Consider the following 23,559-nt stretch of genomic DNA (forward strand, 5'->3'; position numbering starts at 1 on the left):
CCACCGCCGAAGCGCTTCAGGCTGAGCAACTGGGACGCCAGGTACACGCCGTACCTGATCATCGCGCCGTTCTTCCTGGTGTTCGGGGTCTTCGGGCTCTACCCGCTGATCTACACGGCCTGGGTGTCGCTGCACGACTGGCAGCTGATCGACGGCAACCAGGGGTTCGTCGGTCTCGCCAACTACGTCGAGCTGTTCGGCGACGCCAAGTTCTGGAACGCGCTGTTCAACACGCTCAGCCTGTTCGTGCTCTCGACCGTGCCGCAGCTGCTCGCGGCGCTGGGTCTCGCCGCGCTGCTCGACCGCGGCCTGCGCGGCAGCGCGTTCTGGCGCGCCGGTGTGCTGCTGCCCAACGTCATCTCGGTCGCCGCGGTGGCGCTGGTGTTCGCGCAGTTCTTCGGCCGCGACTTCGGCATCGTGAACTTCCTGCTCGGCTTCGTCGGCATCGACCCGATCGACTGGCGCGCCGAGACGTGGGCCTCGCACCTCGCGGTGTCCACCATGGTCATGTGGCGCTGGACCGGCTACAACGCGCTGCTGTACCTGGCGGCCATGCAGTCCGTGCCCAAGGACATGTACGAGTCGGCCACTTTGGACGGTGCCGGTCGCTGGCGGATGTTCTGGTCGATCACCGTGCCGTCGATCCGGCCGACCATCCTGTTCACCGTCGTCACCTCGACCATTGGCGGCCTGCAGCTGTTCGCCGAACCCGCGCTGTTCGACCCCGGTTTCGCCGCCAACAACTCGACCGGTGGCTCCGACCGGCAGTTCCAGACGCTGGTGCTCTACATGTACGAGAAGGGCTTCCGGTTGTTCGACGCCGGCTACGCGGCCACCGTCGCGTGGATGCTGTTCGTGGTCGTCCTGCTGGTCGCGATCGTCAACTTCACGCTGACCCGGCGCATCGCGGGCAAGGGGTGAGGACGTGAAGAACGCCAAGGCAGGCCCTCTGCTCTACGGGTTCCTGGTCGCCGTGCTCGCCGCGTCGATCTTCCCGCTCTACTACTCGTTCATCGTGGCGTCGAAGGACAACTCGGTCCTCGGCGAGAAGGTCCCGCCGCTGGTCCCCGGCGGCAACCTGGTCGAGAACATCACCCGCGTCTTCGACACGGTCGACTTCTGGCTCGCCATGCAGAACTCGTTCATCGTGGCGTCGACCGTGGCGATCTCGAACGTCGTGCTGGGCACGCTGGCCGGGTTCGCGTTCGCGCGGCTGCGGTTCAAGGGCCGCGACTCGCTGTTCCTCGTGGTGCTCGGCACGGCGATGGTGCCGACGCAGCTCGGCGTGATCCCGCTGTACATGCTGATGTCCGACCTCGACTGGTACGGCACGCTGCAAGCCGTCATCGTGCCGGTGCTGATCGGGTCGTTCGCGGTGTTCTGGATGCGCCAGGCGTGCGAGGAGACCGTGCCGTACGAGCTGATCGAGGCCGCGCGCGTCGACGGCTGCTCGGTGCTGCGGACGTTCTGGCACGTCGGGTTCCCGGCGGTGCGGCCCCAGGCGGCCGTGCTCGGCATGTTCACGTTCATGACCGCGTGGAACGACTTCTTCTGGCCGTTGATCGTGCTCGACCCCAACGACAGCCCGACGGTGCAGGTCGCCCTGTCGACGCTGGCCAGCGGCTACTACACCGACTACTCGTTGATGCTTGCCGGCGCCTCCATCGCGGTGCTGCCGGTGATCGCGATCTTCGTCCTGCTGTCGCGCCAGATCGTCGGCGGCATCATGCAGGGCGCGGTGAAGGGATGAGTGAATGACGACCGACTCGGACGTCGAGGTCGGGCGAGAGGTGCTGACCTTCCCGCCGGACTTCCTCTGGGGGGCGGCCACAGCGGCGTTCCAGATCGAGGGTTCGACCACCGCGGACGGTCGCGGCGCCTCGATCTGGGACACGTTCGCCGCGACGCCCGGCAAGGTGCTGGCGGGGGACACGGGGGATCCCGCCTGCGACCACTACAACCGCTACCAGTCCGATGTGGACCTGATGAAGTCCCTCGGGCTGGCCTCGTACCGGTTCTCCGTCGCGTGGCCCCGGATCCAGCCGAGCGGCAGCGGCCAGGTCAACGAGCGCGGGCTCGCGTTCTACGACCGGCTCGTCGACTCGTTGCTGGAGAAGGACATCCAGCCGCTCGTCACGCTGTACCACTGGGACCTGCCGCAGGTCCTGGAGGACTTCGGCGGCTGGCGCAACCGCGACACCGCGTACCGCTTCGCCGAGTACGCGGCGATCGTGCACGAACGCCTCGGCGACCGGGTGCAGGCCTGGACCACGCTGAACGAGCCGTGGGTGTCGGCGTTCCTGGGCTACGGCAACGGGATCCACGCGCCGGGCATCACCGACGCGGTGGCCTCCCTGGAGGCCGCGCACCACCTGCTGCTGGCCCACGGGCTCGCCACGCAGGCGTTGCGCGCGCAGGCACCCGAGTCGCACCGGCTGTCGATCGTGCTCAACTTCAGCACGATCTACGGCGACGACGCGGAGGCGGTGCGCAAGGTCGACGGCCTGCAGAACCGCATCCTGCTCGACCCGGTCCTCGGCAAGGGCTATCCGCTCGACGTCCTGCAGGACACGACGTGGCTGGGCGACTGGACGAACGTGGTCCGCGACGGGGACATGGAGACCATCGCGACCCCGATCGACTGGATCGGCGTCAACTACTACAACCCGACCAGGGTCGCGCCGGCCGATCCCGGCTTCGTGCCGCTCGGGCCGCACGCGGGGCTGCGCGGCGTCACGATCGAGCCGCCGCAGGGCGAGCTCACCGGGTTCGGGTGGGAGCAGAACGCCGAGGCGTTCACGGAACTGCTCGTCCGCCTGTCCCGCGACGCCGGCGGTGTGCCGCTCGTGGTCACGGAGAACGGCTCGGCGTTCCCGGACGTCGTCGACCCCGCGGGGCGCGTGCACGACGTCCAGCGGACGAAGTACCTGGTGGACCACGTCCGCGCGGTGCACAGGGCGATCTCCGAAGGCGCCGACGTCCGCGGGTACCTGGCGTGGTCGCTGCTCGACAACTACGAGTGGGCGGCGGGGTACTCGCAGCGGTTCGGGATCGTGCACGTGGACTTCGAGACGCAGCAGCGGACCGTGAAGGAAAGCGCCGTCACGCTGTCGCGGATCATCGGGCAGAACGGGCTTCCGGCCCGCGGTTACACCGTTTAGCCCCGCAGTCGGGCCGAGGGGGCCTCAGCGCTCCCACCTGCGGACACCTCCGTGCCGCAGGTGGGAGCGCTCTCTCATCTAACGCCCGCGCAGCACGCGCGGGTCGGCGTGCAGGTTCTCCGCCAGCCTGATGGTGATGATCTCGTTGTCGTCCGGCTTGCCCGGGGTGCGCCCCGACGACGACGGGAAGTTGTTGTCGTTGAGCACCGCGATCGTGCGGTCGTCCAGGATCGTGACGTCCTCGATCGTGACGAACGGGAAGCGGAACGGGTCCGCCTGGCCGCCGACGTGCTTCGGGTTGGCCAGGTCCAGCAGGTCGGCGACGAGGGTCTTGTCGAGCTCGCCGTCGCGGTCGCGGTCCCGCTTGTCCGCCAGGTACACGCGCTTGACCAGCGCGGTGGCGCCCTGGCCGTTGTCCCGCTCGATGATCAGCAGCCGGTTGGCGTCGACCGCGATGGCGTCACCGATCGCGAAGGACGGGTCCTCCAGCCGGTAGCGCCAGGTCTTGCCGGTGAACGAGTTCGAGGCGATGTCGAACTCGTTGAGGCGCAGGGTGCCCGGGGTGTCACCGGCGACGGTGCCCTCCAGCAGCGCGTTGATCCTCTTGTCGTCCGGCGAGAGCGTGATGCCCTCGAAACCCTTGCTGCCGCCGAGGTTCGGGGTGCCCGCGGGGTTCTCGGGGGCGCGCACGCCCGGCAGCGGCACGGGCGGGGCGAGCAGCCGGCCCGCGCGGTCGAAGTGCAGCAGGTACGGGCCGAACTCGTCGCCCATCCAGTAGGTGCCGTCGGCGCCGCGCGTGACGGATTCGACGTCGAGGTCCGCGCCGGTGATCACCCGGTCCTGCCGGGTCAGCGGGAACGGGATGTGGCCGTGCGGGTCGGTCAGCGTGACGCCGCCGAGCACGTCGACGGTGCCCTTCGCGAAGTCGGGCGCGATGCGGTGGATGCGCAGCAGGAAGTCCGCGCTGTTGGCTTTCGCGCCGTACCCGTTGTCGGAGATGGCGTCGAACGTGCCGTCGCCGTTGCGGACGAGACCGCTGAAGCCCTGGATCGGCTGGTCCGCGAACGGCGGCGTGACGCCGTTGATCGGGGCGGTCCCCAGTGCCGCGCCGCTCGGTTCGCTGCCGGGCAGGTACGTCTCCGCCGGGAGGAAGGCGAAGTTCGTCAGCGCGGCCCGCTTCGGGCCCTTCTCTCCGGCCGCCTGAGGCGCCGCGGTGGTGGGCGTGGCCAGTGCCGTGACGGTGAGCAGGGTGAGGCCTACGGCCAGTGTTCTCCTCATCCCGCGACCCTATGAGGATCGTTTTACCCGTGGTTCGTCTCGCGGCAACAAGTTCCATGAACTCTTGACGTCATGACGACGACCTGGCGCTTGCGCTTCGAACTCAGCGACAGCCCCGGCGCGCTCGCCCGCGTCACCGTCCGGCTGGCCGCAGCAGACTGCAACGTCCTCGCGTTGCACGTGATCCCCGTGCCCGGCGGTGTGCTGGACGAGATCGTGGTGCGCGCCGGTGAGGGCGTGCTGCCCGCGGACCTCGTCGACGCCGTGCGGTCCGAGGGCGGCAAACGCGTCGGGATCACCACCGCGGACCTGAAGGAACTGGTGGACGAACCGACGGCGGCGCTGCGAGCGGCCCGGATCGCGCTGGCCGACCCGTCGCGGACGGCGGAGGCGCTCCGCCAGGTGCTCGCCGCGGACTCGGTGACCGCGGGGGAGGCCGCGGACGGCCAGGTCCAGTTGGGAGAGTGGGCCGCCCGGCGCGGCTGGGCCCGGTTCACGGAGGTGGAACTCACGCGCGCGCAGGCGTTGCTCGACCTCGTCGACGCCCCCGCGCCCACGATGCGCGCGACCGTCCTCGACGACGGCGCGGCTCTCGTCCTGCGCCCCGGCTCCGCCTCCGACGAGGACCTCGTCTCGGGCCTGCACTCCCGCTGTTCGATGAAGACCCTGTTCAACCGCTACCACTCCGGCATGCGCGCGCTGCCCCGCCGCTGGGTGCACCGCCTGCTCAACCCGCCGCGCGGCACCACCGTCCTCGCGCAGGCCGGTGACCACGTCGTGGCCCTCGGGCAACTCATCCACACCGGAACACCGGAGTGCGCCGAGATCTCGCTGCTGGTCGAGGACGCCTGGCAACGCCGTGGCGTCGGAACGGCACTGCTGAGCGCACTGGCCGCGGACGCCCGCGCCGCCGGTTTCTCCGAGCTCGTCGCGTGGTGCCTGCCCTCGGAGTCGGCGCTCGTCCGGACCGCCGGCCGCGCCGGTCTCCCCGCCACGACACGCCGTGAGGACGGTCTTCTCCGCGTTTCGATCACGCCTGGTGCGACCGGTGTGAGGGCGCAGGGTGCTGGGGTCATAGCCGAAAAAACACGATGAACAGCGCGGAAACCCTCCTCGGAGATCGCTTGGGGCTAAGCTGCTTAGCGACTCAAAGGTTTTCATCGAGGAGTGGTGGTGCTCGTGTCCAACCACGCGCGTCCGACGTTGGAAGACGTTGCCGCGAGGGCAGGGGTTTCCCGCGCCACGGCGTCACGAGTGCTGAACGCGTCACCGCGCGTGAGCCCGGAAGCGCTGGAGGCGGTCAACGCGGCCGTGTCGGCGCTGGGCTACCAGCCGAACCGCGCCGCGCGGGCGTTGGTCACCCGCCGCACCGGCGCCGTCGCCGTGCTCTTCTCCGAGCCGGAACCCAAGATCTTCGATGACCCGCACTTCGCCCGCCTGATCCGTGCGGGAGCGCGCGCTCTCGCGGACGTCGACGTGCAGATGGTGCTCATGCTCGTGCACTCGCCGGACGACCAGGCGCGCGCACACCGCTTCCTCGCAGGCGGCCACGTCGACGGCGCCCTGGTCTTCGCGCCGCATCGCAACGACGAGCTGGTCTCGATCGTGAAGAAGCTGCCGCTCCCGGTCGTGTACGCCGGCAAGCCGTGGGGCTCGTTGCGCGGCATGCACCTCGTGGACAACGACAACGAGGGCGGCGCGATCCTCGCCACCGAGCACCTGAAGTCGCTCGGCCGCAAGAAGATCGTTCACGTTTCCGGCCCGCTGGACGAGCTGTCGGCCATAGACCGCCTGAACGGCTTCAAGTCCGCCCTGTCGTTGGACGACAAGGGAGTCGCGCGGTTCGTCGAGGACGGCGGCTTCACGCGCGAGGGCGGGCGCAAGGCCATGTCCGTCCTGCTGAACAAGATCCCGAACCTCGACGCCGTGTTCGTGGCCTCCGACCTGATGGCCGCGGGGGCGCTCGAGACGTTGCAGGAGGCCGGGAAGCGGGTGCCGCAGGACGTCGCCGTGGTCGGGTTCGACGACCACGTGGCGATAGCGGAACACACCTCGCCGCCGTTGACCTCCGTTCGGCAGGACTCCGACGAGCAGGTCGCCCACATGGTCGAGCACCTGATGAAGCTGCTGCGGGACGAGACCGTGAAGCGCAAGCAGCAGATGCTGCCCACGGTGCTGGTGCGGCGCGAGTCCGCCTGACAGACCTGCGGATCGGCCCCCGCCCGGCACAGCCCGGCGGGGGCCGAGACGTGTCAGCCGCCCATGTTCTTGCAGGTGGGCGGTGGCAACGGGTTCAGGGGGCTGCACGGCCACCCCGACGAGGACGGCGCTGCCGTCGTCGTGGGTGCCTGCGTGGTCGTCGGCTGCTGGTCGGGGTTCGTCGCCGCCGGGGGCGGGGTGGTCTTCTTCGGGCTCTGCTGCGTGCTCGGGGTCGGGCTCGAGCTCGACGGCGCGCTGCTGCTCGGGGTCGAGCTCTCCGTTGTGCTCGGTGCGGTGCTGGAAGGCGACGTGATCCAGCTGGAAGCGGGTGTTCTGCTCAGCGGGTCCTCACCTGCCGCTCCGTGGAACGCCATGCCCACCAGCACGCCGAGCAACGCTGACCCGAGCACAGCGGAACCACCTGCGGCCCACAGTGCGCGCACAGCGGTCCTCCTCTAGATGCTCACGGTGTGAAGTCGGTCGATCACGCTCTCGGCACAGTACCGGGTGGACCGGTTGCGGGAGAACGCTCGACTGAATGCCTTATCGGCTCCCTGATGGCCCCGGTTGAGTGATCGCCGTCACTGAACTGTGATCCGGGCGAGCACCAGACTGGCCCCGGAAAGGCCTGCCACCAGCACGGTTCCGGTCAGGTGCCACGTCGGAGCGTCACCCGAGCAGGTGAACACCTCGGTGAAGCGTTCCGACGAGCAGGTGACGAACGGAACCGAGGAGAGGGCGATGGAGGCGGCCGCCACGCCGCCGAGCAGGGCGGAGCCGAACGTGCGCATGGCGGGGAACGCGGCGTTGGCCGTGCCCACCGCGGCGATGGCGAAGAGGAGTGGGACCGGTCTCGGGAAGAGGCCCGTCAGCGCGCAGCCGACCATCAGGACGCCGAGCACGGCCTGGCCGATCCTCGCCTGTGTCGCCACGGCGGCACCCTAACAACTCCGTAAGCTCTTTTCGGTCCGGTTTGCGCCACTATTTTCCGTATGCGCAGTCGTCGATTTCTGATCCCCGTCTCAGTTCTCCTGGTCGTCGCGCTCGGGGTGGGGCTGTACCTGTTCCAGCCGTGGCGGCTGCTCACGGTTCGCGAAACGCACGACGCCTTGCTCGTGCCTCCCGCTCCCGTGTCGACGAGTACCTCCGCGGCCGCCGAGACGTCCGCCGAGCCGCCTGTCGAAACGGCGAAGGAGGTGGCGATGGGGCAGTGGCGGTCGCTTGAGCACGCGACCACCGGTAAGGCGAGCCTGATCTCGCTGCCGGGCGGCGCGCATTCGGTCCAGTTCGCTTCGCTGGACACCAGCGACGGCCCTGACCTGTACGTTTACCTCTCGCCGCACCCGTCGAGCTCACCGGAGAAAAAGTTCGGTGAGGGATTCACCAGCCTCGGCAAGTTGAAGGGGAACCGTGGCGACCAGGTGTACGAAATTCCCGCGGGTGTGGACGTCTCCGCCATTCGGAGCGTGGTGATCTGGTGCCAGCGGTTCAGTGCCGGCTTCGCCGTAGCGCCACTGGAACAAGCCTGAAACATCCACATCGGACTGGGCTCTTCGCAGTATTGACTTTCCTGGTCTAGACCACATAGCGTTAACGTCAACAACACCACATCGTCCCTTGTCGACGGGCGTGCGGAAGCCCCGTCGACGAGGAGCACGGCTCACCGGATGGGCCCACTGCGGCGGTGACGCGACTCCTGCTCTCCCGGAGCCGCGTCACCGCCGGTGGCGTTTACTGTGGTTCGTGCACTCCAGGACGGTGGCGATCCACTACGTGCGCGCGGCGCTCCGCGCGTGCCCGGAGCCGTCCGCCGTCCTGCACGGTGCCGGCATCCCGCCCAGCCTCCTCGCGGACGACCGGGCGCGCGTCACGCCCGCCCAGTACACGAAGTTCATCCAGACGCTGTGGGAAGTCCTCGACGACGAGTTCATGGGCTTCGGGCCGCGGCCGTCCAAGCGCGGCACGTTCGCCATGATGTGCCTGCTCTCCGTGCACTGCCCGGACCTCGAAGCAGCGCTCAAGAGGGGTCTCGCGTTCTACGCGCTCTTCGACGAGCCCCTGGAGCTGTCGCTCGGCGGCGGCCGCTTCACGTTGCACATCCCCGGCGACCCGGACCACTTCCTGACGGAGTCGCTCCTCGTGCTGTGGCACCGCTTCTCGTCGTGGCTCATCGGCCGCCGCATTCCGTTGCAGAGCGCCGAGTTCGCCTACCCGGAGCCCTCGCACGCCGCCGAGTACCACCTGATCTTCGGCTGCCCGCTGCGCTTCGACGCGCCGGCCACCACGATCGCGTTCGACCCGAAGTTCCTGCGCATGCCGGTCGTGCAGGACGAGGCGGCACTGCGGCGGTTCCTGCGGCACTCGCCGGCGGAGCTGTTGTCGCGCAGGGACCACGGCGCGGACACGGCGGGCCACGTGCGGCGGTTGCTCGGGCGGGGCGTGACGGGACTGGAGGCCGTGGCGGCCCAGCTGGGAGTGTCGGCGCCGACGTTGCGGCGCAGGCTCGCCGCCGAGGGGACGTCGTTCCGCGAGGTGCGCGAGCAGCTGCTGCGCGACCAGGCGGTGGCCTCGCTCGTGCGGGGCGGGGAGTCGGTGGAGGAGTTGGCGCTGCGCCTCGGGTTCTCCGAGGCGAGCGCCTTCCACCGTGCCTTCAAGCGGTGGACCGGCTCATCGCCGGGCTCCTACCGCGCCTAGAACCTGTCGCGCCTAAAACTTGTCGCGCTCCCGCAGCGAGGCCGGGGGACGGAACCGCTCCCCGTACGTGTCCGCGAGGTAGTCCGCGCGCTCCACGAACGCCTGCACGCCGTAGGAGTTGATGAACTGCAGCGTGCCACCGCTCCACGGCGCGAACCCGAACCCGAAGATCGAGCCGATGTTCGCGTCCGCCACGGACGTCAGCACGCCCTCGTCCAGGCACCGCACGGTCTCCAGCGACTGCACGAACAGCAGCCGGTCGCGCACGTCCTGTTCGGACACACCCGCGTCGGCCTTCGCGTACCGGGTGGTGAGCTCGGGCCACAGGAACTTCTTCGACCCGTCCGAGGGGTACTCGTAGAAGCCCGCGCCGGTCGACTTGCCGCTGCGCCCCAACGACACCAGCTCGCGGATGAGGTCGTAGGCCGGGCTCTCCGACACGAGCGTCGGGTCGTCGGCGAGCGTCTGGTCGTGGATCTTCAGCTGCAGCGACAGCGTCACCTCGTCCGACACCGCCAGCGGGCCCACGGCCATGCCGGACTTCTTCGCGACGTTCTCGATCAACGCCGGCGCCACGCCCTCGGCCAGCATCGTGATCGCCTCGATCACGTACGTGCCGAACGTCCGCGAGGTGTAGAAGCCGCGCGAGTCGTTGACGACGATCGGCGTCTTCCCGATCTGCCGCACGTAGTCCAGCGCGCGCTGGAGCGTCTCCTCGGACGTCTTCTCGCCGCGGATGATCTCCACGAGCCGCATCTTCGGCACGGGCGAGAAGAAGTGCAGGCCGATGAACCGCTCCGGCGCGGCCACGGCCGACGCGAGGCCGGTGATCGGCAGCGTCGAGGTGTTGGACGCGATCACCGCGTCCGGCAACGCCTTCTCCTCGGCCGCGGGCAGGACCTTGTTCTTCAGCTCGCGGTTCTCGAACACGGCCTCGATGATCAGGTCGCAGCCCGCGAGGTCGTCGTCCGAGTCGGTCGGCGTGATGCCTTCCAGGCCCTGAGCGCCCTTCTGGGCGCCTTCGAGGCTGACGTCCTTCAGCACCACCTCGATGCCCGCCTTCGCGGACACCTCGGCGATTCCGGCGCCCATCATGCCCGCGCCCAGCACGCCGAGCTTGGTCACGCGCTTGCCGGTGGCGGACGCGCGGCCGTTGACCTCGTTCAGGTTGAACCAGAACGCCGTGATCATGTTCTTGGAGACCTGACCGGAGGCCAGTTCCAGGAAGTAGCGGCCCTCGATCTTCAGCGCCGTGTCGAAGTCGACGAAGGCGCCCTCGACCGCCGTCGCCATGATCTTCTCCTGCGCCGGATACACGCCGTGCGTCTTCTTGCTCAGCACGGCGGGAGCGGCGGCCAGGAGCCCATAGCTGTTGGGGTCGCCGAACTTCAGGTCCGGCACGCCCGCGCCCTGCACGTCCCACGGCTGCGTCGGCGCCGGGTTCGCCTTGATCCACGCGATCGCCTCGGAGATCAGCTCCTCGCGCGTGTCCACGAGCCGGTGCACGATCCCGGCCTGCAGCGCGCGTTCCGGACGCAGCTGCTTGCCCTCCATGAGCAACGGCAACGCCTTCTGCACGCCGAGCAGCCGCACCATGCGCGTGACGCCACCGCCGCCGGGCAGCAGGCCGAGCGTCGCCTCGGGCAGGCCGACGCGGATGCTGTCGTCGTTCAGCAGGATCCGGTGGTGCGAGGCGAGCGCGATCTCGAACCCGCCGCCGAGCGCGGTGCCGTTGATGGCGGCCACGACCGGCTTGCCGAGCTTCTCCAGGCGCCGCAGCTGCGACTTGAGCTCCTCGACGCCGTCGAGCGCCTGCGAGGCGTTCTCCGGGGTGATCGAGATCAGCACGTTCAGGTCGCCACCGGCGAAGAACGTCTTCTTGGCGGACGTGATCACCACGCCGGTGATGTCGTCGCCCTCGAGCTTCGAGACCGCGTCGCCCATCAGGTCGCGGTACTCGTCGTTCATGACGTTGGCTGAGCCGGACATGTCCATCGTCAGGGTGACGATGCCGTCCGCGTCCTTGTCGTAGTGGAACGGCATGCCTCAGACCCTCTCGATGATCGTCGCGATACCCATGCCGCCGCCCACGCACAGCGTGGCGAGGCCCCGGCGCAGGTCCCGGCGCTCCAGCTCGTCGAGCAGCGTGCCGAGGATCATGCAGCCGGTGGCGCCGAGCGGGTGGCCGAGCGCGATCGCGCCGCCGTTGACGTTGACCTTGTCCTCGGGGATGTCCATGTCCCGCAGGAACTTCAGCACGACCGACGAGAACGCCTCGTTGACCTCGAACAGGTCGATGTCCTCGACCGAGAGGCCCGCCTTGTCGAGCGCCTTGCGCGCGGACGGCGCCGGTCCGGTGAGCATGATCGTCGGCTCGGTGCCCACGACGGCCACGGAGACGATCCGGGCGCGCGGGGTCAGGCCGAGCGCCTTGCCCGCCGCCGCGGACCCGATCAGCATCGCGGCGGAGCCGTCGACGATCTGCGACGAGTTGCCCGGCGTGTGCACGTGGCTGATGCGTTCGACGGTGGGGTAGCGGTCGATCGCGACGGTGTCGTAGCCGAGGTCGCCGTGGAACTGGAAGCTCGGCTTGAGCCTGCCGAGGGACTCCACGGTGGACTCGGGACGGATCGTCTCGTCCTCCTTGAGCACCACCGTGCCGTTCTGGTCGACGACCGGGACGACGGACCGCTCGAACCAGCCGTTCTTCTGCGCCTCGAACGCGCGGGCGTGCGACCGGGCGGCCCAGGAGTCGACGTCCGTGCGGGAGAAGCCCTCGAGCGTCGCGATCAGGTCGGCCGAGACGCCCTGCGGCACGAACGAGAGGTCGAAGTTCGTCTGCGGGTCGATCGCCCACGCACCGCCGTCGGAGCCCATGGGCACGCGCGACATCGACTCGACGCCACCCGCCACCACGAGGTCCTCGAACCCGGACGCGACCTTGGCCGCGGCGAGGTTCACGGACTCGAGGCCCGAGGCGCAGAACCGGTTGAGCTGCACACCGGCGGGACGCTGGTCCCACCCGGCGGCCAGCAGCGCCGTGCGGGCGATGTCCCCGCCCTGCTCGCCGAGCGGGGACACGACGCCGAACACGACGTCGTCCACCGCGGAGGTGTCGAGGGAGTTGCGTTCGGACAGCGCGCGCAGCACACCGGCGGCCAGCTCGACGGGCTTGACGCTGTGCAGCGCCCCGCGCTTGCCCTTGCCGCGCGGCGTGCGCACCGCGTCGAAGATCAAGGCTTCGCTCATGACACCACGCTAGGCCCGCTCCCCGCAGCTGGCCATGACCGTGAAGGGTGACCGATTAGCTCACCGCGAGCTGCAGGTACTCGGGATCCTCCGTCTCGACGAACCCGAGCCGCTTGTAGAGCCTGCGCGCGGGCAGGTTGTCTACCCACACGCGCAGCCGCACGACCTTCCAGCCCTCCTCCGCCGCCCACTCGAGAACGGCCTTGAGCAGGCCTTCCCCGAGTCCGCGCCCGCGGTGCGACGGCCGCACCCACATCGAGTAGAGGTAGAGCCCCTCCGGCTTCGCGGTGGCCGCGACCAGGGCGACGGGCTCGTCGTCCAGCGCGACGACCTTGAGGCCCTCGGCCACGCGTTCCCGCCACGCGGCGTCGTCGAACTCCTGCTCGACCGCCAGCGTCGACCCGAACTCCTCGGGGTCGCTCGACAGGGCCTCCAGGCGGATGTCCCGCCACAGCCGCCACTCGTCCGGCGCGACCTGATGGATCTGCATACCGACCAGTCTGGACGACGGGGTGGGAATTTCGCTCAGATTTTCGGGTGACGCCCTGGCGCGGCGGTCATGGTGTGGATCACCGCGCGGTGGTTTCGTGGACCGCATGGCAGAGCGTCGATCGCGGTGGATGGACAGCGACCTGGACCAGTTGCGCCAGCTCGCGCGCACGTTCTTCGAGAAGGAGGTCACGCCGAACGCCGAACGCTTCGCCGAGCAGAAGCAGGTCGACCGCGACCTCTGGACGAAGGCGGGCGAGCTCGGGCTGCTGTGCCTGAGCATCCCCGAGGAGTACGGCGGCGGTGGCGGCACGTTCGCGCACGAGGCCGTGCTGCTGGAGGAGCAGGCGCGCGCCGGCGACAGCTCGTGGGGCAACAGCGTCCACAGCGGCATCGTTGCCCACTACCTCAACTCCTACGGCACGGAGGAGCAGAAGCGGCGCTGGCTGCCCAAGCTCGCGTCCGGCGAGTACGTCGGCGCGATCGCGATGACCGAACCCGGCGCCGGCTCCGACCTCCAGGGCATCCGCACGAAGGCTCTCAAGGACGGCGACGAGTACGTCATCAACGGCTCGAAGACCTTCATCACCAACGGCGCGCTCGCGGACCTCGTCATCGTCGTCGCCAAGACCGACCCCGCGCAGGGCGCCACCGGCATCTCGCTGCTCGTCGTGGAGAACGACATCCGCCGCGGCCGCGTGCTCGACAAGGTCGGCATGAAGGGCCAGGACACCGCCGAGCTGTTCTTCGACGACGTCCGCGTGCCCGCCGCGAACCTCCTCGGCGGGCAGGAGGGCCAGGGGTTCGTCCAGCTCATGCAGCAGCTGCCGCAGGAGCGTCTGATCATCGGTGTCTGCTGCATCGCGGGCATCGAGGCCGCCGTCGACCTCACGCTGAAGTACGTGAGGGAGCGCAAGGCGTTCGGCAAGGAGCTGATCAAGTTCCAGAACACCCGCTTCAAGCTCGCCGAGTGCGCCACCGAGGCGTCCGTGACGAGGGCGTTCATCGACGAGTGCGTCGAGAAGCACCTGCGCGGCGAACTGGACGTGCCGACCGCGGCGATGGCGAAGTGGTGGGCCAGCGACCGGCTGAGCAGGGTCGTCGACGAGTGCGTGCAGCTCTTCGGCGGCTACGGCTACATGAACGAGTACCCGATCGCACGTGCCTGGTCCGACGCCCGCGTCCAGCGGATCTACGGCGGCACGAACGAGATCATGAAGGAAATCATCGCGAGGTCCCTGTGAGCGGCCCTCTGGCGGGACTCCGGGTCGTCGAACTGGCCGGGCTCGCGCCCGCGCCGTTCGGCGCCATGGTGCTGGCCGACCTGGGCGCGGACGTGGTCCAGGTGCACAAGCCGGGGAGCAGCTCGACCGTCCCCGGCGACTTCCTCACCCGCGGCCGGCGCTCGATCGCGATCGACACCCGCCGACCCGAGGGCGCCGAGCTGGTGCTGGGCCTGGTCGAGCGCTCGGACGTGCTGATCGAGGGGTTCCGGCCGGGCGTCACCGAACGGCTGGGCATCGGCCCCGCGCAGTGCCTCGCCCGCAACCCGCGCCTCATCTACGGGCGCATGACCGGCTGGGGGCAGGACGGGCCCCTGGCCGACCGCGCCGGGCACGACATCAACTACATCGCCGTCGCGGGCGCGCTCGAGCCCCTGGGACGGGCCGGCGGGCCGCCGTCGTTCCCCATCAACCTGCTGGGCGACTTCGGCGGGGGAGGGCTGCTGCTGGCCCTCGGCGTCCTGGCCGCGCTGTACGAAAGGGAACGTTCCGGGCGGGGCCAGGTCGTGGACGCCGCGATGGTCGACGGGGCGGCGTTGCTGACGACGTTCCTGCACGGGATGCGCTCCGCGGGCATGTGGTCCGGTGGCCGCGGCGAGAACATGCTCGACGGTGGAGTGCCGTTCTACGACGTCTACGAGGCCGCGGACGGGCGGTACGTGGCGGTGGGCGCGCTGGAGGAGAAGTTCTACGCCGACCTGGTGCGGGTGCTGGGCCTGCAGGACGCTCCTTCGCGCAACGACCCGGCGAACTGGCCCGAGCTGCGGGAACGCATCGCGGCGGCGGTGAAGACGCGGTCGCGGGACGAGTGGGCCGAGCTCGCGGAGGGCACGGACGCGTGCCTGGCGCCGGTGCTGACCCCCGCCGAGGCGGCGGATCACCCGTACAACGCGGCCCGCCACACTTTCGTGGACGTGGGCGGTGCTCTGCACCCGGCTCCGGCGCCCCGGTTCGACCGCACTCCGGCGGCCGTTCCGACGCCTCCGGTCCCGGCCGGGACGAACACCGGGGAAGTGCTTGCCGACATGGGTGTGTCGGAAGCCCGAATTATGGAACTGCGGCGGTCTGGAGTAATTGGATAATGCCCGGGCGCGCTTTTAGTGCGCCACGAGGGCGTGACAGTGCGTGATGGGGCGCGTTCGGCATCCGGGTGAGGCCCGGTGCAACAGTCCGTCTTCCAAGGTGTGGGATGCGAGGGTCTTCGTGTTCACCTCGTGCCCAGGACATCGGCGCTGCTGACGCCCCTCTTTAGCCGCCATTCGGGTGACATTGGCCGCCGTGCAGGCGTGCGTCGCTGGTGGATCCTGGGTCGACTTGGGCGTGGTCGTTGTTCATCGCAAGGGTGAATGAGGGACCATGACGGGTGACACGGGCGGCGTGCCGCCCGACCTGTGGACGACACGGACGGAGAGGTACCTGTGAACCTCAAGAAGGTGCTAGTGCTGGCGGGCGTCGCGCTGGTGCTGTTCCTCCTGATCACCCAGCCCGAGCAGTCCGCTTCGGCGGTGCAGCAGGTCCTCGGCTGGCTGCGTCAGGGCGCGGAGTCGATCATCACCTTCGTCAGGAGCCTCTTCGGGACGGCCACCCCTCTCGCCTAGTGACGGACGGTGATCTTCGGCCGTCCGCGTTGAGCCGGACGGGTGGAATGCGGCCAATCACGCACTGGTAACGGGTGTTCTGGTGATTCAGGGTCTGGCGATTGTCAGACCTACCGAATACCTTCCGCTGCAATGGCCGATCCCCGACCGACGAGGAGGCATTGATGGTCGAGGACTCCGGGGTCCACGAGCTGTTGCAGCAGTGGGCGGCTGAACGGTCTGATGACGCAGAGATGCAGGAGGTGAACCGGATCAAGAACGCGTGGCTCGCGGAGGCTCCCCCCTCGGCGCCAGGCATCCCCGTGCAGCGGGGAGGCAGGAGCGGGTCGCGTGGCTTGGTCAAGGTCGACTCGGCGGATCCGGCCTACGTGGCCGCGATGCGCAAGCGGGCGCCGGAGGCACCCGAGGCACTGCTCGCCGCCGCGGCGAGCTACTGGCAGCTGGTGGGCGACGTCGCCGAGGCCGAGCAGTGGTGGGACGCGGGCATCAGCCCGCTGGACCAGCGCGCGCTCGACTACCGCGCGGCCGGCCTCACGCCTGCCGACCTCGGGAGGCGCCTGGGACCGATGACGGTTCTCCAGCACCTCCGCCGTGGCTCCGCCGCGGCCTGGTGCGTCGCACGTCTGCAGAGGCAGCGCCGGGACGGCGTCGCGTAGTTCGGCAACGGGCTCTCGGAGGCGGGAGCCCTGCGTTGGTGGTGTTGCGCGCTCGCGGAGCGCGCTCGCCAAGCCGACTTCGGAGTGTTTTCGCCGGGGGCGGCCCCCGGACCCCCCGAAGGACTCCATCCCTTCACGGGTGGCCTCCTCTTCGCGGAGGCCTCACCCAAGTAGTGTGGAGGTCGTGCGCGGCCTCCTTACTCCCCAACGTGTGCTGATCGCGTTCGCCTGTCTGGCGGCGCTGGTCGTCTGTTGCGGGCTCGCGTACTGGCAGTGGCAGCGCTTCGAGTCCGCCAGCGGCACGTTCCAGAACCTCGGCTACGTGCTCCAGTGGCCGCTCTTCGGCCTCTTCCCGCTCTTCATGGTGTGGCGCTTCCGCAGGCTCGCGCGCGAACGCCGTGACGAGGCTCTCTCACCCGAGCCGGTTGCGCCTGCTCCGAAGCCGGTAAGTACGGTTGTCGCCGTCAAACCCGCGCCTGTCGAGCACATCGACGACGACGAGGACGCGGAGCTCGCGGCCTACAACCGCATGCTCGCGGACCTCAACGCGCGGGACGGTCGTTGAGCGAAGGCGGGCAGATGAAGGGTGCGTTGACCCGGTTCAGGGTCATGGCTTACGTGGTCGGAGTCTTCCTGTTGCTCCTGGTCGTGGCCATGGTGCTCAAGTACGCCGCGGACATGGGCGGCGCGATGAAGGTCGTCGGCCCGGTCCACGGCTTCCTCTACGCCATCTACCTGGTGATTTCCGTCGACCTGGCGCTGAAGCTGCGCTGGTCGATCAAGGGCACCGCCCTCGTGCTGCTCGCCGGCACCGTGCCGTTCCTGTCGTTCTGGGCGGAGCGCAAGGTGGTCGAGAAGACGGCGCAGGGCGTGCCGCTGTGACGTTTGGCCTGCTAGCGTCTGGGGCTACCAACTGAACACGGCCGTTGACGTCGCGCGGGAGAGCTCCCTTCGGTGGGAGCGCCGAAGGAGCAACTCCTCCCCGGAATCTCTCAGGTACAAGTACCGCGCGACGAAGGCAACTCTGGAAAGCAGGCCGCTCGGCGGCCTCGCCCACGGTGCAAGCCACTCCGGTGGTGAAGCTCTCAGGCTCATGACAGAGGGGGAGGCTCGCTCTAGTGAGGAGTCTCCGATGGACCGTGTCATTCTTCTGATGCCTCAGCCGGCCGCGTCCGGCTCTTCGGCGCACCCTGGAGGAGCGTTCTGATGTCCCGCCTCACGCCTCTGAACGCCGAGCACGAGCAGCTCGGCGCGATGTTCACCGACTTCGCGGGCTGGCGGATGCCGCTGCGCTACTCGTCCGAGCTGGCGGAGCACCACGCGGTGCGCACCACCGCCGGCCTGTTCGACCTCACGCACATGGGTGAGATCGTGCTGACCGGCCCGGCCGCGGGGGAGGCCCTCGACCACGCGCTGGTCGGGCACATCTCCGCGCTGGCCGTCGGCAAGGCGCGCTACACGATGATCACCCAGGCCGACGGCGGCGTGATCGACGACCTGATCGTGTACCGCCTCGGCGACGAGGAGTTCATGGTCGTCGCGAACGCCTCCAACGCTGCAGTGGTGGCTGAAGCTCTGGTCGAGCGCGCCGCCGGCTTCGACACCGTCGTCACGGACAGGTCGACCGACTACGCGCTCATCGCCATCCAGGGCCCGAAGTCGGTCGAGATCCTCTCGGGTCTCACCGAAACGGACCTGTCGACGGTCAAGTACTACGCCTCGTACCCGTCCACCGTGGCCGGTGTCGACGCGCTGCTCGCCCGCACCGGCTACACCGGTGAGGAGGGCTTCGAGCTGTTCGTCGCGCCCGCCGACGCGTCCGCCGTGTGGGCGGCGCTGCTCGCCGCGGGTGAGGCGCACGAGCTCAAGCCGTGCGGTCTCGGCTGCCGCGACACGCTGCGCCTCGAGGCCGGGATGCCGTTGTACGGCAACGAGCTGACGACGTCGCTCACGCCGTACAACGCGAACCTGGGCCGCGTCGTGAAGCTCGACAAGCCCGGTGACTTCGTGGGCCGCGACGCCCTGACCAAGGTCGCGGAGTCCGGTGTGGACTCGGTCCTGGTCGGACTGAAGACCCCCGAGCGCCGCGCCCCGCGCCACGGCTACGCGGTGCTGAACGGCGACGAGGTCGTGGGCGAGGTGACGTCGGGCGCGCTGTCCCCGACCCTCGGCTACTCCGTCGCGATGGCCTACGTGACCAAGGCCAGTGCCGAACCGGGCACCCAACTGCTGGTGGACGTCCGCGGCAAGAAGCAGCCGGTCGAGGTCGTCGCACTTCCGTTCTACAAGCGCGCCAAGTAAGGGAGATCTTCCAGATGTCCGACCAGTTCAACGCTTCCCTCGCGGAGTATGACCCCGAGGTGGCCGAGGCCGTTGCGGCCGAGCTGGCACGCCAGCAGGGCACTCTCGAGATGATCGCCTCGGAGAACTTCACGCCCGTCTCGGTCCTGCAGGCCCAGGGCTCGGTGCTGACCAACAAGTACGCCGAGGGCTACCCCGGCCGCCGCTACTACGGCGGCTGCGAGCACGTGGACGTCGTCGAGCGCCTCGCCATCGAGCGCATCAAGTCGCTCTTCGGCGCCGGCTTCGCGAACGTCCAGCCGCACTCCGGCGCGCAGGCCAACGCGGCCGCCATGTTCGCCCTGTTGCAGCCCGGCGACACGATCCTGGGCCTGGACCTGGCGCACGGCGGCCACCTGACCCACGGCATGCGCATCAACTTCTCCGGCAAGCTCTACAACGTCGTGCCGTACCACGTCTCGGACGGCGACGGCCGCGTCGACATGGCCGAGGTAGAGCGCCTGGCCCAGGAGCACAGGCCCAAGCTGATCGTCGCGGGCTGGTCCGCCTACCCGCGCCAGCTGGACTTCGCCGAGTTCCGCCGCATCGCGGACTCGGTCGAGGCCTACCTGATGGTCGACATGGCGCACTTCGCGGGCCTCGTCGCCGCGGGCCTGCACCCGTCGCCCGTGCCGCACGCGCACGTCACGACGACCACGACCCACAAGACCCTCGGCGGCCCGCGTGGCGGCGTGATCCTCTCCAACGAGGCGGACATCGCCAAGAAGATCAACTCCGCGGTGTTCCCCGGCCAGCAGGGCGGCCCGCTGGAGCACGTGATCGCGGCCAAGGCCGTGGCGTTCAAGCACGCGGCCTCGCCGGAGTTCGCGGACCGCCAGCGCCGCACGCTGGAAGGCGCCCGGATCCTGGCCGACCGCCTGTCGCAGGCCGACGTCGCCGCGGCCGGCGTGAAGGTGCTCACCGGGGGCACCGACGTGCACCTGGTCCTGGTCGACCTGGTGTCGTCCGAACTGGACGGCAAGCAGGCCGAGGACGTGCTGCACCAGATCGGCATCACGGTCAACCGCAACGCCGTGCCGAACGACCCGCGTCCGCCGATGGTCACGTCGGGGCTGCGGATCGGCACGCCGGCGTTGGCCACGCGCGGGTTCGGTGAGGTCGACTTCGCCGAGGTCGCGGATGTGATCGCGGAGGCCTTGAAGCCCGGTGCGGCTGTTGAGGAGCTGCGGGCCCGGGTCGAGGTGCTGGCGGCGAAGCACCCGCTGTACTCGACGCTCTGAGAGCCTGATGCGTGCTTTCTGATCTTGTCGGACCCCCTGAGCAGCGTTTGGGCTCAGGGGGTCTTCCTTTTGGAGGGACGCCTGCGTCAGCTTGCGGGTTGCTGGCGGCTGGCTTGCGGGCGCGTTGCGTGTGTTGGCTGAGGGCTCTGCCCTCAGACTCCCGACACTCCCCAAGGAGCCGGTCCAACGCCGCTGGCGGGTTGATGGCACGCCTGGTGCGTTCGGCGGCTTGCTGTTGCGTGGGTGGTTACGTCTGCGGGGGAGCCACCACCGCCAGGTTCGTGTGCTCAGGACGGCTCGGCTTCGCCATCGCATGGCTCGCCTTCGGCTTCGCGGAGGGCGGGCGCGTGGCCGTCGCTGAACGGCGAAGGGCGCCACCGGCTGCCGGTGGCGCCCTTCCGTGACCCGAGAGCGAAACGACGGGAACCCCGGCCCCTTCCCCAGGGCCGGGGTTTCACCGTGTCAGGGTGATGTGTGTCTCAGATGGACCGTCCTAACGGGATGCTGTGGGTTACGCCGCGGGGGCCGTCACACCGGGCGGGAGGCACTCGACGTTGCGCTTGCCGTTGGGCTGGATCACGAACCAGGTGTTGCCGATGCCCTGGCCCGCCCACTTGCCCGGCGCCGGGTCCTTCGAATAGGTGTAGAGGGCCCAGCCGTCGATGGCGACCTGCTTCTTGCCGTCGGCGCGGGTGATCAGGGAGACCAGCTTCTGGTCGACGCCCTCCAGCTGCGGGATCGTGTCCGACAGCAGCGGCGGCCACGTCACGGCGCACTGGTCGTTGCAGTTCGACTTGCCCTCCGGCTTCGGGACGTCCTTGTCGAAGCGGTAGAGGGTGCGGCCATCGCCGTCCTGGACGACCTGGCCCATCTTGTCGACGCTCTTGCCGACCAGCCTCAACGTGCTGACCGGGGCTGCTGCCGGAGGCTGCGCCGCGGGCTGTGCGGCCGGGGTCTCGGGGGCCTGCTGCTGGACGGGGGTCTCGGGCGCCGCAGCGGGTTCCTGGAGTACCGGGGGCTGACCCACGTCGCCGTAGTCACCGAGGACGCCCAGGTCGGTTTCGGTCTGTGCCACCGGCTTGGAGTTGTTCGAGCCACTTCCCGTGGCGCTCCAGACACCCAGACCCAGCACAACTGCCAGTCCCGCGGCGAGCCCGATGGCAATGCGGTTACGTCGGATCACACTCATGTCCTCCTTGTCCATCCGTTCGCTCTATCGAGGCCATACGGGCGGGGTTGCGTCTCGGTTCAGAAACGAACCGAACCTCGTCGCCGCTCGAACGTCTGGCGGAGCCAGGTCACGCAGGAGGTGCAGGGTGGTCGTCGCTGGTCAGCTGGCGGGAATGGCCGAACGGGTGCTGGGTGCGCCGTTGCCGATCGGAATTCGGGCGTGGGACGGGAGCGTCGCCGGGCCGCAGGACGGCACGGTGCTCGTGATCCGGTCGCGGGACGCGTTGCGCCGGCTCGTGTGGAGTCCGAACGAGTTGGGGCTCGCGCGCGCGTACGTGAGCGGGGAGCTCGACGTGGAAGGAGACCTCGCGAGCGGTCTCTCGCAGATCTGGGGGCTCGTGCGGCGGGGTGTCACCCGGCGCCCGAAGATCTCGGAGGTCGCGAAGCTCGCGGTGAAGCTCAAGGTGCTGGGGCCGAACCCGGACGCGCCGAAGGAGGAGGCGCGGCTCAAGGGCGCGCTGCACACCAAGAGCCGCGACCGGGACGCCATTTCGCACCACTACGACCTGAGCAACGCGTTCTACCAGCTCGTGCTCGACCCGAGCATGGCGTACTCGTGCGCGTACTTCACGTCCGAGGACGAGTCGCTCGCGCAGGCGCAGCACAACAAGCTCGACCTCGTGTGCCGCAAGCTCGGCCTGGAGCCGGGCATGCGGCTGCTCGACGTCGGGTGCGGGTGGGGTTCGATGATCATCCACGCGGCGAAGCACTACGGCGTGCACGCGACGGGTGTGACGATCTCCGCGCAGCAGCGCGAGCACATCCTCAAGCGGATCGAGGCCGAAGGGCTGACCGGACGCGTCGAGGTGCGGTTGCAGGACTACCGCGAGGTGCGTGACGAGCCGTTCGACGCGATCTCCACGATCGAGATGGGCGAGCACGTCGGCGAGAGCAACTACCCCGAGTACGCCTCGACGCTGTACCGGTTGCTCAAGCCCGAGGGGCGCCTGCTGCTCCAGCAGATGTCGCGCGGACGCAACGCGCCCGGTGGCGGCGCGTTCATCGAGTCGTACGTGGCACCGGACATGCACATGCGGCCGGTCAGTCAGACGACGGGCTTCCTCGAAGGCGCCGGCCTCGAGATCCGTGACGTGCACGCGTTGCGCGAGCACTACGTGTGGACCGTGCGCGCGTGGGCGGACACTCTCGAGGAACGGTGGGACGAGGTCGTCGCGCTGGTCGGTGAGGGGCAGGCGCGGGTCTGGCGGCTGTACCTCGCGGGCGGCGCGCTGACGTTCGAGGAGGGGCGGATGGGGGTTGACCAGGTCCTCGCGGTGCGCAGGAGCGAGAACGGGCGCAGCGGCATGCCGCGCGTGCGGCGTGAGCTGGTCGCCCGATGAGCTTCCTGATCACCCTCGTCGCGGTCCTCGCACTGCTGAGCGGGCTGTTCCTGTACGCGGACTCCCGCAAGCGGTACGACCTGATCGACTCCGTGTGGGGCCCCGGCTTCGCCGTGATCGCGGTGCTCACGTTGGTGTTCGCGGAGGGCGAACCGACTCGGCAGTGGATCATCACCGCGCTCACCGCGGTGTGGGGCGTACGCCTGGGCGTGCACATCCACTCGCGCAACAAGGGCAAGGACGAAGATCCGCGGTATCAGGACATCCTGAGGCGTGCCAAGGGAAATCCGCGCCTGAAGATGTACCGGGTCTACCTGTTGCAGGCCGTGCTGATGTGGATCGTGTCGCTGCCGGTGCAGGCCGCGCAGCACCTTTCGGCCCCGTTCGGAGTGCTGGATTGGGTGGGCACTGGCGTGTGGTTGGTCGGCTTCGTCTTCGAGGCCGTGGGTGACTGGCAGCTCTCCCGGTTCCGTGCGGATCCGGCGAACAAGGGCGCCGTGATGGACAGAGGGTTGTGGCGCTACACGAGGCATCCGAACTACTTCGGTGATTCGGTCGTCTGGTGGGGCCTGTACCTGTTCGCGTTGCACTCGTGGGTCGCCGCGCTCACGATCATCGGCCCGGTGGTCATGACGTGGCTGCTCGCGAAGGGCAGCGGCAAGCCGTTGCTGGAGAAGGACATCGTGTCGCGCCGTCCTGGTTACGCCGAGTACGTCCGGCGCACCAGCGGCTTCTTCCCGCTGCCTCCGAAGAGTCGAGCCAAGGCCTGAGAACGGTCCTGCTCGCGCTCTTGTGCGAGCG

At 69.2% G+C, this 23,559-nt stretch carries 24 protein-coding genes and 2 riboswitches; of the genes, 18 read left to right on the plus strand and 6 right to left on the minus strand.

The features are described 5' to 3' along the window. Positions 1–21: 21 nt before the first annotated feature. From ND450_RS41720 to ND450_RS41730, 3 genes are read left to right on the plus strand one after another with little or no spacing between them, the layout of a single operon-like run. Positions 22–921 carry a carbohydrate ABC transporter permease gene (locus tag ND450_RS41720; RefSeq protein ID WP_253328137.1) on the plus strand — a complete coding sequence of 300 codons (900 nt, stop codon included), beginning with the start codon at positions 22–24 and terminating at the stop codon, positions 919–921. A 4-nt stretch (positions 922–925) separates the two neighbouring features. Beyond that, positions 926–1,750, plus strand: a complete 825-nt coding sequence (locus ND450_RS41725; protein ID WP_089917122.1) for a carbohydrate ABC transporter permease — start codon at positions 926–928, stop codon at positions 1,748–1,750. A gap of 4 nt (positions 1,751–1,754) precedes the next feature. Next, complete coding sequence (locus ND450_RS41730; protein ID WP_253323508.1) at positions 1,755–3,161, plus strand: GH1 family beta-glucosidase; 1,407 nt, start codon at positions 1,755–1,757, stop codon at positions 3,159–3,161. A 78-nt stretch (positions 3,162–3,239) separates the two neighbouring features. Here ND450_RS41730 and ND450_RS41735 read toward each other — a convergent pair whose 3' ends face one another. Continuing rightward, positions 3,240–4,439, minus strand: coding sequence for an esterase-like activity of phytase family protein (locus ND450_RS41735; protein WP_253323509.1), 1,200 nt, complete (start codon positions 4,437–4,439; stop codon positions 3,240–3,242). A 72-nt stretch (positions 4,440–4,511) separates the two neighbouring features. Between ND450_RS41735 and ND450_RS41740 the strand changes: the two genes are divergently transcribed. From ND450_RS41740 to ND450_RS41750, 3 genes are all read left to right on the plus strand, one after another. Then, positions 4,512–5,534, plus strand: a complete 1,023-nt coding sequence (locus ND450_RS41740; RefSeq protein WP_253323510.1) for a GNAT family N-acetyltransferase — start codon at positions 4,512–4,514, stop codon at positions 5,532–5,534. A gap of 78 nt (positions 5,535–5,612) precedes the next feature. Continuing rightward, entirely contained in the window at positions 5,613–6,638 is a 1,026-nt protein-coding gene (locus ND450_RS41745; RefSeq protein WP_253323511.1) for a LacI family DNA-binding transcriptional regulator, read from the plus strand. A 63-nt stretch (positions 6,639–6,701) separates the two neighbouring features. Next, entirely contained in the window at positions 6,702–7,097 is a 396-nt protein-coding gene (locus tag ND450_RS41750) for a hypothetical protein (protein WP_253323512.1), read from the plus strand. Between the two features lie 122 nt (positions 7,098–7,219). Here ND450_RS41750 and ND450_RS41755 read toward each other — a convergent pair whose 3' ends face one another. After that, entirely contained in the window at positions 7,220–7,570 is a 351-nt protein-coding gene (locus ND450_RS41755) for a hypothetical protein (RefSeq protein WP_089917112.1), read from the minus strand. Between the two features lie 60 nt (positions 7,571–7,630). On the opposite strand from ND450_RS41755, the gene ND450_RS41760 reads away from it, so the two are divergent. Together ND450_RS41760 and ND450_RS41765 are read left to right on the plus strand one after the other, a co-directional pair. Beyond that, a complete protein-coding gene (locus ND450_RS41760) occupies positions 7,631–8,167 on the plus strand; it encodes a DM13 domain-containing protein (protein ID WP_253323513.1) in 537 nt (178 codons plus the stop codon). A gap of 214 nt (positions 8,168–8,381) precedes the next feature. Then, positions 8,382–9,332 carry an AraC family transcriptional regulator gene (locus tag ND450_RS41765; RefSeq protein WP_253323514.1) on the plus strand — a complete coding sequence of 317 codons (951 nt, stop codon included), beginning with the start codon at positions 8,382–8,384 and terminating at the stop codon, positions 9,330–9,332. A gap of 12 nt (positions 9,333–9,344) precedes the next feature. Here ND450_RS41765 and ND450_RS41770 read toward each other — a convergent pair whose 3' ends face one another. From ND450_RS41770 to ND450_RS41780, 3 genes are read right to left on the minus strand one after another with little or no spacing between them, the layout of a single operon-like run. Further along, a complete protein-coding gene (locus ND450_RS41770; protein WP_253323515.1) occupies positions 9,345–11,375 on the minus strand; it encodes a 3-hydroxyacyl-CoA dehydrogenase NAD-binding domain-containing protein in 2,031 nt (676 codons plus the stop codon). Between the two features lie 3 nt (positions 11,376–11,378). Then, a complete protein-coding gene (locus ND450_RS41775) occupies positions 11,379–12,581 on the minus strand; it encodes an acetyl-CoA C-acetyltransferase (protein ID WP_253323516.1) in 1,203 nt (400 codons plus the stop codon). Positions 12,582–12,636: 55 nt separating this feature from the next. Beyond that, on the minus strand, positions 12,637–13,071 hold the full coding sequence (locus ND450_RS41780; RefSeq protein ID WP_253323517.1) for a GNAT family N-acetyltransferase: 435 nt from the start codon (positions 13,069–13,071) through the stop codon (positions 12,637–12,639). 106 nt (positions 13,072–13,177) lie between these two features. Between ND450_RS41780 and ND450_RS41785 the strand changes: the two genes are divergently transcribed. The 8 genes from ND450_RS41785 (at position 13,178) to glyA (ending at position 20,188) form a co-directional block, all read left to right on the plus strand. Then, the gene (locus ND450_RS41785; RefSeq protein ID WP_253323518.1) at positions 13,178–14,314 is read left to right on the plus strand and encodes an acyl-CoA dehydrogenase family protein; all 1,137 of its coding nucleotides are present in this window, start codon (positions 13,178–13,180) and stop codon (positions 14,312–14,314) included. After that, positions 14,311–15,435 carry a CaiB/BaiF CoA-transferase family protein gene (locus tag ND450_RS41790; RefSeq protein WP_253323519.1) on the plus strand — a complete coding sequence of 375 codons (1,125 nt, stop codon included), beginning with the start codon at positions 14,311–14,313 and terminating at the stop codon, positions 15,433–15,435. Before ND450_RS41785 ends, ND450_RS41790 begins: the two co-directional genes overlap by 4 nt. Before the next feature lie 336 nt (positions 15,436–15,771). Next, positions 15,772–15,951 carry a hypothetical protein gene (locus ND450_RS41795; RefSeq protein WP_177229788.1) on the plus strand — a complete coding sequence of 60 codons (180 nt, stop codon included), beginning with the start codon at positions 15,772–15,774 and terminating at the stop codon, positions 15,949–15,951. Positions 15,952–16,115: 164 nt separating this feature from the next. After that, a complete protein-coding gene (locus ND450_RS41800) occupies positions 16,116–16,607 on the plus strand; it encodes a transcriptional regulator (protein WP_089917100.1) in 492 nt (163 codons plus the stop codon). A 184-nt stretch (positions 16,608–16,791) separates the two neighbouring features. Further along, positions 16,792–17,172 (plus strand): hypothetical protein, encoded by a 381-nt coding sequence (locus tag ND450_RS41805; protein WP_253323520.1) that lies wholly within the window; start codon positions 16,792–16,794, stop codon positions 17,170–17,172. A gap of 14 nt (positions 17,173–17,186) precedes the next feature. Further along, positions 17,187–17,489, plus strand: a complete 303-nt coding sequence (locus ND450_RS41810; protein WP_253323521.1) for a DUF3817 domain-containing protein — start codon at positions 17,187–17,189, stop codon at positions 17,487–17,489. A 45-nt stretch (positions 17,490–17,534) separates the two neighbouring features. Next, a riboswitch (glycine riboswitch) is annotated at positions 17,535–17,625 on the plus strand. Continuing rightward, positions 17,626–17,717: riboswitch (glycine riboswitch) on the plus strand. Positions 17,718–17,813: 96 nt separating this feature from the next. After that, positions 17,814–18,908 carry a glycine cleavage system aminomethyltransferase GcvT gene (gene gcvT, locus ND450_RS41815; RefSeq protein WP_253323522.1) on the plus strand — a complete coding sequence of 365 codons (1,095 nt, stop codon included), beginning with the start codon at positions 17,814–17,816 and terminating at the stop codon, positions 18,906–18,908. Positions 18,909–18,922: 14 nt separating this feature from the next. After that, positions 18,923–20,188: a serine hydroxymethyltransferase gene (gene glyA / locus ND450_RS41820; protein WP_089917091.1), complete on the plus strand. Its 1,266-nt coding sequence runs from the start codon at positions 18,923–18,925 to the stop codon at positions 20,186–20,188. A gap of 511 nt (positions 20,189–20,699) precedes the next feature. Here glyA and ND450_RS41825 read toward each other — a convergent pair. Then, on the minus strand, positions 20,700–21,371 hold the full coding sequence (locus tag ND450_RS41825) for a hypothetical protein (protein WP_089917661.1): 672 nt from the start codon (positions 21,369–21,371) through the stop codon (positions 20,700–20,702). A gap of 160 nt (positions 21,372–21,531) precedes the next feature. Here ND450_RS41825 and ND450_RS41830 point away from each other — a divergent pair, with 160 nt between their 5' ends. Both ND450_RS41830 and ND450_RS41835 read left to right on the plus strand, forming a co-directional pair. After that, the gene (locus tag ND450_RS41830) at positions 21,532–22,758 is read left to right on the plus strand and encodes a cyclopropane-fatty-acyl-phospholipid synthase family protein (protein ID WP_253328138.1); all 1,227 of its coding nucleotides are present in this window, start codon (positions 21,532–21,534) and stop codon (positions 22,756–22,758) included. After that, entirely contained in the window at positions 22,755–23,528 is a 774-nt protein-coding gene (locus ND450_RS41835) for a DUF1295 domain-containing protein (protein ID WP_253323523.1), read from the plus strand. Before ND450_RS41830 ends, ND450_RS41835 begins: the two co-directional genes overlap by 4 nt. The last annotated feature ends 31 nt before the right edge of the window (positions 23,529–23,559 follow it).

The organism is Lentzea sp. HUAS12 (genome assembly GCF_024125735.1).
GTDB classification, from domain to species: Bacteria; Actinomycetota; Actinomycetes; order Mycobacteriales; family Pseudonocardiaceae; genus Lentzea; species Lentzea albida.